This is a genomic window from Bacillus sp. FSL K6-0268 (assembly GCF_038005425.1).
GTDB classification, from domain to species: domain Bacteria; phylum Bacillota; class Bacilli; order Bacillales; family Bacillaceae_G; genus Bacillus_A; species Bacillus_A thuringiensis_S.
Window position 1 is genome coordinate 5,262,785 of sequence record NZ_JBBOTF010000001.1, and the last position, 14,515, is coordinate 5,277,299.

Genomic DNA, 14,515 nt, shown 5'->3' on the forward strand with positions numbered 1-14,515 from the left:
CATGTGCTTGAGCAAGGTTTATTAGTAACGGCTGGGGTAGCATTCTTAATTTCTGTTGCCCTTTCGCCATTGTTTATTCCATTTTTAAGAAAATTAAAGTTCGGACAGAGTATTCGTGATGAGGGACCAAAGTCACATCAAAAAAAATCAGGGACACCGACAATGGGCGGTATTGTCATATATGTATCTATGATGGTCACTTCACTTATTATGGCGATTAAGTTTAATCATTTAGGTGCAGAGGTTTCGTTATTATTATTAGTGACATTTGGTTATGGATTGATTGGATTTTTAGATGACTACATAAAGGTAGTTAAGAAGAGAAATCTTGGTTTAACATCAAAACAAAAATTAGTAGGTCAGCTTGTTATTGCTATTGCGTTCTTTTTAATTGGAAAAGGGCAAGCATTTCACACATATATCATGATTCCAGGTACGGATGTTAAGTTTGAATTAGGTTGGGCGTATTTTGTACTTGTGCTATTTATGCTAATCGGTGGCTCGAATGCGGTTAACTTAACTGATGGTTTAGATGGTTTATTATCAGGAACAGCGGCTATTGCATTTGGAGCATTTAGTATTATTGCAGTAGCGCAAGAACAATTTGGAGTTGCGATATTCTGTATGGCAGTTGTCGGAGCAGTACTGGGATTTTTAGTATTCAACGCGAATCCAGCAAAAGTATTTATGGGGGATACAGGTTCCTTAGCTTTAGGTGGAGCTATCGCAGCTGTAGCAATTTTATTAAAACAAGAATTACTACTTGTAATTATTGGTGGAGTATTCGTAATGGAAACTTTATCTGTTATTATTCAAGTTATTTCGTTTAAAACAACAGGAAAACGTGTCTTTAAAATGAGTCCATTACACCACCATTATGAATTATGTGGTTGGTCAGAATGGCGCGTTGTTGTAACGTTTTGGTCTGTAGGATTTTTATTAGCTGTGTTAGGAATTTATATCGGGGTGTGGATGTAATTGAAAACTGTAACTGAATTTCAAAATAAAAATATTCTTGTATTAGGCATTGCAAAGAGTGGTTATGCAGCAGCTACTTTGTTGCAAAAATTAGGGGCGAATGTCATTGTAAATGACGGAAAGCCTTTAGCAGACAATGTACTTGCTGCAGAATTACAAGCAAAAGGAATGGACGTTGTATGCGGTGGCCATCCTTTAGAATTATTAGAGAGAAATATTTCTCTTGTCGTTAAAAATCCAGGAATCCCGTATTCTAATCCAATATTAGTTGCTGCGAAAGAAAAAGAAATTCCAATTGTTACGGAAGTTGAATTAGCATATCGTATTTCAAAAGCACCATTTGTTGGAATTACAGGGTCTAATGGTAAAACGACGACAACAATGCTGACATTTGAAATGTTAAAAGAAGGGCAAAAGCATCCTGTTATTGCAGGGAATATAGGAACTGTAGCTTGTGAAGTAGCACAGGATGCAAAAGAAAATGAAGTTGTAGTTACAGAGCTTTCATCGTTCCAATTGATGGGAGTAGAATCGTTCCAACCTAAAATTGCAGCGTTCTTAAACTTATTTGAAGCCCACTTAGATTACCATGGGACGAAGAAGGAATATGGTTTAGCAAAAGCAAATGTTTTTAAAAACCAAACAGAAAACGATTATAGTGTAATAAATGCGGATGATGCAGATGTGATGGAGTTATCTGCGAATACTAAAGGTCAAAAAATCCTGTTTTCGACAACGAAAGAAATTGAAGATGGTGCGTGTATAAAAGATAACGCTCTTTATTTCAAAGGTGAAAAAGTTGTTGAAGTAAGTGATATCGTTTTACCTGGTCAACATAATCTAGAAAATATTTTAGCTGCGATGAGTATTGCGAAATTATTAGGTACTTCTAATGAAGCGATTACGGTCGTGTTAAAACGTTTTACTGGTGTAAAACATCGTTTAGAATATGTAACAACGATTAACAACCGTAAGTTTTATAATGATTCAAAAGCAACGAATATGTTAGCGACTGAGAAAGCACTATCTGCGTTTACACAACCGATTGTGTTACTAGCAGGTGGGCTTGATCGCGGAAATGAATTCGATGATTTAATTCCGTATTTCAAAAATGTAAAAGCGATTGTAACATTTGGACAAACAGCTCCCAAACTAGTAAGAGCGGCAGAAAAAGCGGGATTAGATATAATTGAAAGTGTCGATACTTTAGATGAAGCAGTGGTGAAAGCTTATGCTCATTCTAAAGAAGATGATGTTGTTCTTCTTTCTCCAGCGTGTGCAAGCTGGGATCAATTTAAAACATTTGAAGAAAGAGGAGACATTTTTATACAAGCTGTGCATAAACTTATATAAAGTAAATCAAAACATCAGTAGGCTAACACCTACTGATGTTTTGTTACATAGGGCAAAAGGTTCTGCCTAAAGAGGTGGTGTTTGTGGGTAATGAAGAAAACGCCTGATTTTATTCTCATCATCGTAACACTTTCATTGTTGACAATCGGAATGATTATGGTTTATAGTGCGAGTGCAGTTTGGGCCTCTTATAAAATGGGGGACTCATTCTTTTTTGCCAAAAGACAATTACTGTTTGCGGGTCTTGGTGTAGTAGCTATGTTTTTTATTATGAAAATTGATTATTGGGTGTGGCGTACGTATTCAAAAGTAATTTTGCTAGTTTGCTTCATTCTTCTTATTCTCGTTCTTATTCCTGGAGTAGGTCTTGTTCGAGGAGGAGCACGAAGTTGGATTGGGATCGGAGCATTTTCGATTCAACCGTCAGAATTTATGAAGTTTGCGATGATTATTTTCTTGGCAAAGTTTTTAGCGGAACGGCAAAAATTGATTACATCTTTTAAACGTGGTTTATTACCGGCTCTTAGTTTTGTGTTTCTTGCTTTTGGGATGATTATGTTACAGCCAGACCTTGGGACAGGAACGGTAATGGTTGGGACATGTATCATTATGATATTTATTTCGGGAGCGAGGGTCTTTCACTTTGCGATGTTTGGTTTGCTTGGTGTAGCAGGGTTTGTAGGGTTAATCGCATCAGCACCGTATCGAATGAAGCGCATTACATCATATTTAGACCCGTGGGCAGATCCGCTTGGAAGTGGATTTCAAATTATCCAATCATTACTCGCAATTGGACCCGGTGGATTATTTGGACTTGGGCTTGGACAAAGTAGACAAAAATTTCTTTATTTACCTGAACCACAAACTGACTTTATATTTGCAATCTTATCCGAGGAATTAGGTTTTATTGGTGGTTCATTTGTGTTATTATTATTTAGTCTATTATTATGGCGCGGGATTCGTATCGCATTAGGAGCGCCAGATTTATATGGTACGTTTTTAGCAGTAGGTATTGTGGCGATGATTGCGATTCAAGTAATGATTAATGTTGGTGTTGTAACAGGACTGATGCCCGTTACGGGTATTACCTTGCCGTTTTTAAGTTATGGTGGATCAAGTTTGACATTAATGTTAATGGCAGTAGGTGTATTATTAAATATAAGTCGCCATTCTCGCTACTAAACCCTGTTTATAAGACAGGGTTTTTCGTATGTGTGTAAAAATGCAATATGTATATAGAAATAAATATAATGGAAATAAGAAAAGAGAAGCGGAGGAGTTAGTAGTGCGTGTATTAGTGAGTGGTGGGGGGACTGGTGGTCATATTTATCCAGCTCTTGCTTTAATTAGAGAAATAAAAAAGTTAAATCCAGAAGCAAGATTTTTATATATTGGTACGGAAAATGGACTAGAGAGTACAATCGTTCCAAAAGCAGGTATACCATTTCAATCTATTGTTATAAGCGGATTTAAACGAAAAATATCATTAGATAATGTGAAAACAGTAATGCGTTTTCTAAAAGGTGTACAGGATAGTAAACGATATATTCGTCGTTTTAATCCGGATATCGTAATTGGAACGGGTGGATATGTATGTGGACCAGTTGTATACGCTGCAGCCAAATTAGGTATTCCGACTATTGTACATGAACAAAATAGTGTACCAGGTGTAACGAACAAATTTTTAAGTCGTTATGTTGATAAAGTTGCTGTTTGTTTTGAAGCAGCTACAGAGCATTTTCCAGAGTCAAAAGTGGTAATGACAGGTAATCCGCGAGCATCAGAGGTAATGGATCAAAATGGAATGAAAGGGAAACGTTCAGTTGGGCTTTCTCTTCCTAAAAAGTCTGTACTTATATTTGGTGGAAGTCGTGGGGCTAGACCGATTAACGATGCCTTCGTTGAAGCAATTGAACAGTTTGGGAACAAAAGCTACGAAATACTATATGTAACAGGTGAAGTACATTATGACAAAGTGATGGAAGCCGTGAAGCAAAAAGGGAACCCGAACAATGTTATTATTAAGCCGTTCATTCATAATATGCCAGAGGTACTAACTGGTGTAGACCTTGTTGTTTCAAGGGCTGGGGCAACAACACTTGCAGAATTAACAGCGTTAGGAAAACCAAGTGTGTTAATACCGAGTCCGTACGTAACAAATAATCATCAGGAAAAGAATGCACGTTCAGTTGTTGATAAAGGAGCGGCAAAAATGTTACTTGAAAAAGATTTAACAGCTGAAACACTTATTCGTGATATTGATGAGATTTTATTGGATGCACAAACATTACAAAATATGAAGCTAGCTGCTAAGAAACTAGGTATTCCAGATGCAGCAAATAAGCTGTATGAAGTAATGAATAAGCTTGTAAAAAAATAAAGTGAGGCTTTAATCAGTGGGGAGTGATTCTCTCTCGTTGATTATTACCTTTCACTAATCGGATGTTTACTGGCATCCCGATACCGCCTAACTTCTTTGTTACCGCCGAATTTTGATTTAGGAGCTGTAATGCCCGTAAATAGAGGGATAACGTTAGGTGAACGCCCTGCATATTATTGTCATAAGGAGACTTAATATGGGGGAGATTGTCTATGGAACAATTAGTAAATGAGCTTATAGAAGCAGACGTTGGTCGTGTTTTAGTTAACGAGTCGTTAGCGCGTTATACAACTATGAAAATAGGTGGACCAGCGGATATTTTAATTGTGCCTAAGCATGTAGCCGGTATTGAAAAAACATTACAGTTAGTAAAGCAATACAAAACGAAGTGGACTGTAATTGGGCGCGGTTCAAACCTTCTTGTATCTGATCGAGGCATAGAAGGTGTTGTTATTCGTTTAGGAGAAGGATTAGATCACTTAGAGGTCGAAAAACATAAGGTAAGAGTTGGTAGTGGATATTCTCTTATTAAATTGTCAACTTTACTTAGTCGTCAAGGGTTAGCTGGATTGGAGTTTGCAAGCGGCATTCCAGGAAGTGTCGGTGGTGCAGTATATATGAATGCAGGTGCACATAAATCGGATATATCGAGTGTATTATCGAAGGCTCTCATTCTGTTTGAAGACGGTACAATTGACTGGTTAACGAATAAAGAATTGGAGTTTTCTTATCGGGCATCTGTATTGCAAACGAAACGGCCTGGTATTGTTTTAGAGGCGGAGTTTCAATTACAGGCGGGAAAACGTGAAGAAATTGTACGTAGCATGCAAAATAATAAAGATTACCGCCGTGAAACGCAACCATGGAATCACCCGTGTGCAGGAAGTATATTTCGGAATCCAATCCCACATTTTGCAGGCGATTTAGTAGAAAAAGCAGGGCTTCGTGGTTATAGGATTGGTGGAGCTCAAATTTCTCAAATGCATGGCAATTTTATTGTTAATACCGGGGGAGCTTCAGCGCAAGATGTATTGTCCTTAATTGAATTAATAAAACATACAATTAAGGATAAATTTGATGTAGATATGCACACAGAAGTAGAAATCATTGGAAGATAACGGTTATTCGTTCCGCTCATTATCATTTATGTTATAATAAGAAGATAAGAACGGCATGAGGAACATGCCGTTCTTTATGTTACATAGGGGGATCGTACATGAATAATAGTAAAGTGATTAAACTACAAGATCGTGTACCAAAATTGAAAAATCAAAAGAAAAAAAACAAAAAAAATGTTAATCATCGATTGATTTTATACATATCAATTTTATTTTTATTAGTGCTCTTTTTAATTTATTTTCGGTCTCCGCTTAGTAATATAAAAAAGATTAGTGTGTTTGGAAATCATTATATGACGGATGAGCAAGTAATGAAGGATTCAGGCGTGACATATGATACAAGTTATTTCCGAGTGACAGCACATAAAGCTGAAGAAAACTTAACGAAGCGAAAAGAAATTAAAGCAGTAAATGTAAAAAAACGTTTTCCAAACAAGATTGATGTTCATATTGAAGAATATTTAACGATTGGTTATATAAATAAAGAGGGAAAATTACAACCGTTATTAGAGAATGGAAAAACACTTGATGTACTACCTAATGGAAAACTTCCTGTTGCAGCACCGATTTTCGAACCTTTTAAAGAAGAGAAAATGAAGGAGTTAATCGCTGAACTAGAAAAATTAACACCAGCTATTTTAAAATCTATTTCGGAGATTCGCTATTCTCCAACGAATGCGAATGAAGATCATCTTACTTTATATATGAATGAAGGTTATGAAGTGAGCACTACGATTCAAAATTTCGCAAAACGTATGGAAGCCTATCCGCTTATTTTAAAAACAATTGAGCCAGGTAAGAAGGTATTAATTGATTTAGAAGTAGGTGCATATACGAAAGAATTAGGTGCGGAAGAAAAAAAAGAATAGAATGGTAGTTTTCGTTGCTTATAGCAGAAAAAAACAAAACAAACGTTCTGTTATATGCATACGAATTTAGAAGAATGGTTCATTTGATGAAAAATATGTAAAAATTCTTAGATTCATACTAGTATTGGTACAAGTTTCACTTTTCTATGAGTACATCTTAGTGTAGACTTATACTTGGCGGTAAACTTTACACTCGAAATAGAATTATTTCAAGATAAGCAGTTATTCATAGTTTACTGCGATATTCTTAATTGAATGCTAAATAAAAATAAGAAAAATATAGGGTTAAAAAAGGGAAACGTATAAAGACGTTGAATATTTTTCTTATAAATAGTAAAGTTGCGATTGTTGTTCCATATATTGAGTTGTATGGTATAAATAAAGAAGGAGGTGCCAAAGAATGAACAGCAATGAAATATATGTTAGTCTTGACATCGGTACATCCAATGTTAAAGTCATCATTGGTGAAATGGTTAATGACAGCTTAAACATTATTGGTGTTGGAAATGTAAAATCAAATGGTTTAAAGAAGGGATCGATAGTTGATATAGACGAGACTGTTCGATCAATTAAAAAAGCAATTGAACAAGCTGAGCGTATGGTGGGAATCCATATTGAGCAAGTTGTAGTAGGTGTCAATGCAAACCAGGTACAGCTACTTCCTTGTCACGGAGTAGTCGCTGTTTCAAATGAAGATCGTGAAATCGGGAATGAAGATGTCTTACGCGTTCTAGATGCAGCACAAGTTGTGTCAATTGCTCCAGAACGTGAGTTTATTGATGTGGTACCTCGACAGTTCATCGTAGACGGTCTTGACGAGATTAACGATCCACGCGGGATGATCGGTGTAAGATTAGAAATGGAAGGTACACTTATTACAGGCTCGAGAACTTTACTACATAACCTACTTCGTTGTGTAGAAAAAGCAGGTCTTGAAATTGTTGATATTTGTCTTCAACCTTTAGCGGCTGCAACAGTTGCTATATCTTCAGATGAAAAAAATAGAGGAGTAGCCCTTGTTGATATGGGGGGAGGATCTACAACTTTATCTATTTTTAAAGACGGAGAGTTACAAGCGACGAGCGTATTACCATTAGGTGGAGACCATATAACGAAGGATATTGCAATTGGGTTGAAAACTTCAACAGAAAATGCAGATCAAATTAAGTTGAAATATGGACATGCTTTTTATGATACAGCATCTGAAGAAGAGATGTTTACGGTTCCTATTATGGGAAGTGATCAAACAGAACAATATTCTCAGTTGGAATTATCGGATATAATAGAGGCTCGTGTAGAGGAAATTTTAATGTTTGTTCAAGATGAAGTGCGTAAGTTAGGAGTAAAGCAAGTGGCTTCTGGTTATGTACTAACTGGCGGAATTGCTTCTATGCCAGGTGTTCTTGATCTTGCATATGATATTTTACATGAAAATGTTCGTGTAGCAACTCCTGATTATATTGGTGTGCGTGAGCCCCAATATACAAGCGGAGTTGGATTAATTAAACATTCTTATCAAAAAGCTAAATTACGTGGGAAAAATGTGCAGGAAAAGCAAGAGCATTTTGAAACAGTACCAGCACCAGCACCAACGCCGGTACAACAGCAACCTGCGAAACAAAAAACTCGTAATCAAAACAATAATAATCAAAATGATGACCGTATGATGTCAAAAGTAAAACGTGTATTCCGTTATTTATGGGATTAAAATTGGACACGAAAAATGAGGTTCTAGGGGGATTTCGACATGTTAGAGTTTGATACTACTCAAGATCAATTAGCGAATATAAAAGTTATCGGTGTCGGCGGTGGCGGAAACAATGCTGTAAACCGTATGATTGAACACGGTGTACAAGGTGTAGACTTTATCGCTGTGAACACTGATGCACAAGCATTAAATCTATCAAAAGCTGAAACAAAAATGCAAATTGGTGGAAAATTAACGCGTGGACTTGGTGCAGGCGCAAACCCTGAAGTAGGGAAAAAAGCTGCAGAAGAAAGTAAAGAACAGATCCAAGAAGCACTTCGTGGTGCGGATATGGTCTTCGTAACTGCTGGTATGGGCGGTGGAACTGGAACTGGTGCAGCTCCAGTTGTTGCTCAAGTTGCAAAAGAATTAGGTGCTTTAACAGTTGGTGTTGTAACACGTCCATTTACTTTTGAAGGACGTAAACGTGCAACGCAAGCAGCATCTGGTATTGCAGCATTTAAAGAAAATGTAGATACTCTTATTGTAATTCCAAACGATCGCTTATTAGAGATCGTTGATAAAAATACGCCAATGTTAGAAGCATTCCGTGAAGCTGATAACGTATTACGTCAAGGTGTTCAAGGTATTTCGGATTTAATTGCAACGCCAGGTTTAATTAATTTAGACTTTGCAGACGTAAAGACAATTATGTCTAATAGAGGTTCTGCTTTAATGGGTATTGGTTCTGGTAACGGGGAAAATCGTGCTGCAGAAGCTGCGAAAAAAGCGATTTCTAGTCCATTACTAGAAACATCTATTGATGGAGCTCAAGGTGTTATCATGAATATTACGGGTGGCGCTAACTTAAGCTTATATGAAGTACAAGAAGCGGCAGATATCGTAGCCTCAGCTTCAGATCCAGAAGTAAATATGATCTTCGGTTCTGTTATTAACGAAGGATTAAAAGATGATATCGTTGTAACTGTAATTGCAACTGGTTTTGATGATAGCATTGCAACTCAACCACCAAAACCAATTATTCGTCCGAATGCGAACCACACGCAACAACAGCAACAACCAGTAGCTCAACCTTCAAAACAACGTGAAGTAAAACGTGAAATGAAGCGTGAAGAGCCAGTTGTACATGAACGTCATTCAGATTCAGATGATATCGATATTCCAGCATTTTTACGTAACCGTCGTAGACGATAAAAAAAGGAGCTTTCATGCTCCTTTTTTGTTTTTTAAATGGAAAAGACCTGCTAAGCAGGTCTTTTTTTATTTCGTATATTTCAATATATTTTGTTGGTGAAAATAAGAGTATATCATTCTATGAATTTGTACTTTTATTCTTTACCGACAGATTATGTCTAGAAATCACAAAATAACAAAAAAACACCTCCGCAAATTGACACACTTTCCTATTGGATATGCATTATACTAGTCTCAACTTGAAAAAAGAGGTGAATTGTTTGGTTGTTTACGCCGACGTTGTTTGGTTGTTAAACGCCTGCATTGATTTTCTTTTGCTTTTATTAACAGCTACCGTGTTAAAAAAGAAAATCAAAAGATGGAGGCTTGTGTTAGGGGCATTTATAGGTTCAACTATTGTTATTTTTGCCTTTACTCCTTTTGCTTCTATGATGACACATCCAATTATGAAACTACTGTACTCGTTACTTATTGTGTATACAGCATTTGGGTTTACAACATTTAGAAATTATGCACAGACTGTTTTTACTTTTTACTTTGTAACCTTTATGGTTGGCGGAGGATTAATTGGAACTCATTTCTTTTTGCAAACGAATGAAATGGTAAATGGATTGGTTCAATCTCAGTCAATTTCTTACGGCGATCCAATTAGTTGGTTATTTGTTATTTTTGGCTTTCCGGTAATTTATTATTTTTCTAAAAAGCGTATTGAAAGCGTAGAGGTCACGAAAATACACTATGACCAAATTGTGAAAGTAAAAATTCAATTGGCCGAAGAAGAACTAGAACTGGCAGGTCTTATTGACAGTGGGAACCAACTTTACGATCCATTAACAAAAACACCCGTTATGATTATGCATGTTTCATCATTAGAACATTGCTTACCATCTTGGTTAACAGAACAAATTTATTCCAAAACAGAAATTCCTCAAATACCAGAAAATGATTCTGGTTGGGCGACAAAATTACGTTTAATTCCTTTCCGTGCAGTAGGAGTAGAAAGTCAATTTTTGTGGGCAATTAAGCCTGACAGTGTGCAAGTTGATCATGAAGGTAGTTCTATTGTTGTAAACAAAGTATTAATTGGATTAAATACACAACAACTGTCTACAAATGGGGAGTATCAATGTATTGTGCATCCAAAAATGTTGATTTCACAAAAAATGGTGATCGCTTAATAATGAGAGGCGGGATAATATGATGAAATTAAAATTTTATTTAGTATACCTTTGGTATAAAGTATTGCTGAAATTAGGAATTAAGACCGATGAAATTTATTATATTGGTGGAAGTGAAGCGTTGCCACCACCGTTAACGAAAGAAGAAGAGGAAGTTCTTTTGAATAAATTGCCAAAGGGAGATCAGGCAGCAAGGTCATTACTTATTGAACGTAACTTAAGGCTCGTTGTATATATAGCAAGAAAGTTTGAAAATACAGGGATAAATATTGAAGATTTGATTAGTATAGGAACAATCGGCCTTATTAAAGCGGTAAATACATTTAATCCAGAAAAGAAAATAAAATTAGCAACATATGCATCGCGTTGTATAGAAAATGAAATTTTAATGCATTTACGTCGAAATAACAAAAATCGTTCAGAAGTTTCTTTTGATGAACCGCTAAATATTGATTGGGATGGGAATGAACTGTTGTTGTCTGACGTGTTAGGTACAGATGATGATATTATTACAAAAGATTTAGAAGCTACTGTAGATCGTCACCTTTTAATGAAAGCATTACACCAATTAAATGATCGTGAAAAACAAATTATGGAACTTCGGTTTGGTCTTGCCGGAGGAGAGGAAAAGACGCAAAAAGATGTGGCGGATATGCTTGGGATTTCACAGTCATACATTTCGCGTTTAGAAAAAAGAATTATAAAAAGATTACGAAAAGAATTTAATAAAATGGTGTGAAGAATAAGACCAGCCGTTATGTAGGCTGGTCTTATTCTATTTAGTTGTATTAGGAAAGATAATTTAAATAAAAAATCGTGAAAAAACCATATGCATAAAATCCCCTTCAAAGGAAATACTTTACACTGTACAGCAACTCCCGATAGGAGGGAACACTTTGACGAGAAACAAAGTAGAAATTTGCGGTGTTGATACAGCTAAACTTCCAGTATTAAAAAATGAAGAGATGCGTAAATTATTTCGTGAAATGCAAAGTGGAGAGATAAGCGCAAGAGAAAAATTAGTGAATGGAAACTTACGTCTTGTACTGAGCGTCATCCAAAGATTTAATAACAGAGGAGAATATGTTGACGATTTATTTCAAGTTGGTTGCATTGGACTTATGAAATCAATTGATAATTTTGATTTAGGCCAAAATGTAAAATTTTCAACGTATGCTGTGCCGATGATTATTGGGGAAATACGCAGATATTTGCGTGATAATAATCCAATTCGCGTATCGCGCTCATTGCGAGATATTGCGTATAAAGCTTTGCAAGTAAGAGAAAAGTTGATTGCAGAAAATTCAAAAGAACCAACAGCAATGGATATTGCAAAAGTGCTAGAAGTAACTCATGAAGAGATAGTATTTGCTTTAGATGCGATTCAAGACCCAGTTTCATTATTTGAACCGATTTATAATGATGGAGGAGATCCTATCTTTGTTATGGATCAGTTAAGTGATGAAAAACAAAAGGACGAGCAGTGGGTTGAAGAATTAGCATTAAAAGAAGGAATGAAGCGTTTAAATGATCGAGAGAAAATGATTATTAGAAAACGTTTCTTCCAAGGAAAGACACAGATGGAAGTTGCAGAAGAAATTGGGATTTCCCAAGCGCAAGTATCACGTTTAGAGAAGTCAGCCATTAAACAAATGAATAAAACGATTCAAGGATAAGGTCTCACCAATTATGGTGAGACCTTTTTATATGTAATATGGTTTGTGCTCATAGTAGGGGATTAGTGTTCATATAATGAAACTAGCATGGTGTTTCGTATAGGTGGCTTCCTGTAAATATGAGAAACAGTTTCCAATTCGTCATATAAGGGAGAGGATAAAAATGGTGATACGAATTTCAGAGTTACAGATGAAGGATGTTATAAATATTTCAGATGGAAAAAGGATTGGGAATATTGGAGATATTGAAATTGATATGAACACAGGGAAAATTTGTTCTGTTATTATTTCCAAACAGACACGTATGCTAGGTATTTTTGGAAAAGATGTTGAGATTGTAATTCCTTGGAAGGAAATTGTGAAAATTGGGGAAGATGTCATACTTGTAAGAGTAAATCCTGTTAATTCTGTAACAGAATCAATACAAACACCGACAATTTCATAAAGAATATTACAAATTCCTCTTTTTTTTCTGTTAGGATTATGAAAAAATAAAAGTATGGTAAAATAGACAGGAAGTACCATGCTTTTTTCTGTTATTTTAATTAAAAGGAGCCGCTTTATTATGAGAGAACCATTTAAATATGTGGACGGTATACTGTATTTACAAGCGTGGAAAGAACTTGGAAACATTACTGCTGGATTTACGACAAAAGATGGTGGGATAAGTACGGGCTCCTTTCATGCGATGAATTTAGGATTACATGTGAATGATATCGTGGAGAACGTTCATGAAAACAGACGCATTTTAGCAAATAAGTTACAAAAACCATTAGAAAACTGGATTTGCTCTGAACAAGTTCATGCTCATCATGTTAAAAAAGTAGGGCAACAGGAAAAAGGAAGTGGCGTCTATTCATATGAGGACGGCATTTCAAAAACAGATGGCATTTATACGAGTAATGAAGATGTTCTGTTAACGTCTTGTTACGCGGATTGTGTTCCGCTCTATTTTTATGCACCATCACATGGTATGATAGGACTTGCGCATGCTGGATGGAAAGGCACTGTACAAGAGATTGCAAAGGAAATGATTCAAAAGTGGAATGCAGAAGGTATTTCAAGTGATGAAATTCATGTTGCAATTGGGCCGTCGATCGGATCTTGTTGTTATGTTGTGGATGATCGTGTATTAACAGCAGCACAGGAAGTAGTTAGCGGTGCTGTTCCTCATCAAAAAATTTCTGACGGGCAGTACGCAATTAATTTAAAAGAAATTAATCGTATATTATGTGTACAAGCAGGCATAAAAGAAGAGCATATTGTAATGTCATCTCTTTGTACAAGCTGTGAAGAGCAACTATTTTTCTCTCATCGTCGTGATCAAGGTAAGACAGGAAGAATGTTGAGTTTCATAGGTTTTAAGGAGGAAGGAAGCAAGTGACAGTACAAGAAAATTTAGTGATTGTAAACGAAGCTATTAAAGAATCTTGCGCTCGAGCTGGACGTTCGTTGCAAGATATTAAACTTGTTGCAGTGACAAAAACTGTAGGGATTGAAAAAACAAACGAAGTAATTGAAGCTGGAATTATCGATTTAGGTGAAAATAGAAATGAAGGTTTCTTACAGAAATACGAGCATTTCGGTTCAAAAGTTAATTGGCACTTTATTGGCTCATTACAAACGAGAAAAGTAAAAGAAATCATTAATGAAATTGATTATTTACATTCGTTAGATCGTCTTTCCCTGGCGAAAGAAATTCAGAAACGTGCTGATAAGAAAGTGAAATGCTTTATTCAAGTGAAAACCTCATCTGAAGAATCGAAGCAAGGATTGGCAATAGAAGAGGTTGTTTCTTTTATTCAAAGTTTGCAAGAATTCGATAAAATTGAAGTGGTTGGACTAATGACGATGGCTCCATTTACAGAAGAAGAGGAAGAAATCAGACGCTGTTTTAAGGAATTACGTATGCTACAAACAGAGGTGCAGGAGCTAGAGTTATTACATGCGCCATGTAAAGAATTATCAATGGGAATGTCCAACGATTACACGATTGCAATTGAAGAAGGGGCTACATATATTCGTTTGGGAACGATTTTAGTAGGAAAAGCGTAAAAGGAA

General features: G+C 36.0%; 14 protein-coding genes. All 14 read left to right on the forward strand.

Annotation, left to right across the window (positions count from 1 at the left end; genetic code table 11):
- Positions 1-3 precede the first annotated feature (3 nt).
- The 14 genes from mraY to MHI28_RS27685 all read left to right on the forward strand — a co-directional run bounded on the left by mraY (position 4) and on the right by MHI28_RS27685 (position 14,509).
- Positions 4-978 (forward strand): phospho-N-acetylmuramoyl-pentapeptide-transferase, encoded by a 975-nt coding sequence (gene mraY, locus MHI28_RS27620; protein ID WP_000893058.1) that lies wholly within the window; start codon positions 4-6, stop codon positions 976-978.
- Positions 979-2,331 carry a UDP-N-acetylmuramoyl-L-alanine--D-glutamate ligase gene (gene murD / locus MHI28_RS27625; protein WP_000860098.1) on the forward strand — a complete coding sequence of 451 codons (1,353 nt, stop codon included), beginning with the start codon at positions 979-981 and terminating at the stop codon, positions 2,329-2,331.
- Between the two features lie 90 nt (positions 2,332-2,421).
- On the forward strand, positions 2,422-3,513 hold the full coding sequence (gene spoVE / locus MHI28_RS27630) for a stage V sporulation protein E (RefSeq protein ID WP_000753521.1): 1,092 nt from the start codon (positions 2,422-2,424) through the stop codon (positions 3,511-3,513).
- Between the two features lie 103 nt (positions 3,514-3,616).
- Positions 3,617-4,711 (forward strand): undecaprenyldiphospho-muramoylpentapeptide beta-N-acetylglucosaminyltransferase, encoded by a 1,095-nt coding sequence (gene murG / locus MHI28_RS27635; RefSeq protein WP_014894899.1) that lies wholly within the window; start codon positions 3,617-3,619, stop codon positions 4,709-4,711.
- Between the two features lie 212 nt (positions 4,712-4,923).
- Entirely contained in the window at positions 4,924-5,829 is a 906-nt protein-coding gene (murB, locus tag MHI28_RS27640; RefSeq protein WP_000437031.1) for a UDP-N-acetylmuramate dehydrogenase, read from the forward strand.
- Positions 5,830-5,927: 98 nt separating this feature from the next.
- On the forward strand, positions 5,928-6,698 hold the full coding sequence (divIB, locus tag MHI28_RS27645) for a cell division protein DivIB (RefSeq protein ID WP_001065791.1): 771 nt from the start codon (positions 5,928-5,930) through the stop codon (positions 6,696-6,698).
- A gap of 400 nt (positions 6,699-7,098) precedes the next feature.
- The gene (ftsA, locus tag MHI28_RS27650) at positions 7,099-8,406 is read left to right on the forward strand and encodes a cell division protein FtsA (protein ID WP_001087559.1); all 1,308 of its coding nucleotides are present in this window, start codon (positions 7,099-7,101) and stop codon (positions 8,404-8,406) included.
- Positions 8,407-8,445: 39 nt separating this feature from the next.
- Positions 8,446-9,600: a cell division protein FtsZ gene (ftsZ, locus tag MHI28_RS27655; protein ID WP_000888984.1), complete on the forward strand. Its 1,155-nt coding sequence runs from the start codon at positions 8,446-8,448 to the stop codon at positions 9,598-9,600.
- 260 nt (positions 9,601-9,860) lie between these two features.
- Complete coding sequence (gene spoIIGA / locus MHI28_RS27660; protein WP_000261975.1) at positions 9,861-10,778, forward strand: sigma-E processing peptidase SpoIIGA; 918 nt, start codon at positions 9,861-9,863, stop codon at positions 10,776-10,778.
- A 19-nt stretch (positions 10,779-10,797) separates the two neighbouring features.
- Positions 10,798-11,517 carry an RNA polymerase sporulation sigma factor SigE gene (gene sigE / locus MHI28_RS27665; protein ID WP_000976948.1) on the forward strand — a complete coding sequence of 240 codons (720 nt, stop codon included), beginning with the start codon at positions 10,798-10,800 and terminating at the stop codon, positions 11,515-11,517.
- A gap of 157 nt (positions 11,518-11,674) precedes the next feature.
- Entirely contained in the window at positions 11,675-12,454 is a 780-nt protein-coding gene (sigG, locus tag MHI28_RS27670) for an RNA polymerase sporulation sigma factor SigG (protein WP_000197755.1), read from the forward strand.
- A gap of 163 nt (positions 12,455-12,617) precedes the next feature.
- Entirely contained in the window at positions 12,618-12,899 is a 282-nt protein-coding gene (locus MHI28_RS27675; RefSeq protein WP_000236745.1) for a YlmC/YmxH family sporulation protein, read from the forward strand.
- Positions 12,900-13,019: 120 nt separating this feature from the next.
- A complete protein-coding gene (pgeF, locus tag MHI28_RS27680) occupies positions 13,020-13,838 on the forward strand; it encodes a peptidoglycan editing factor PgeF (RefSeq protein WP_001209011.1) in 819 nt (272 codons plus the stop codon).
- A complete protein-coding gene (locus MHI28_RS27685; protein ID WP_000218005.1) occupies positions 13,835-14,509 on the forward strand; it encodes a YggS family pyridoxal phosphate-dependent enzyme in 675 nt (224 codons plus the stop codon). Before pgeF ends, MHI28_RS27685 begins: the two co-directional genes overlap by 4 nt.
- The last annotated feature ends 6 nt before the right edge of the window (positions 14,510-14,515 follow it).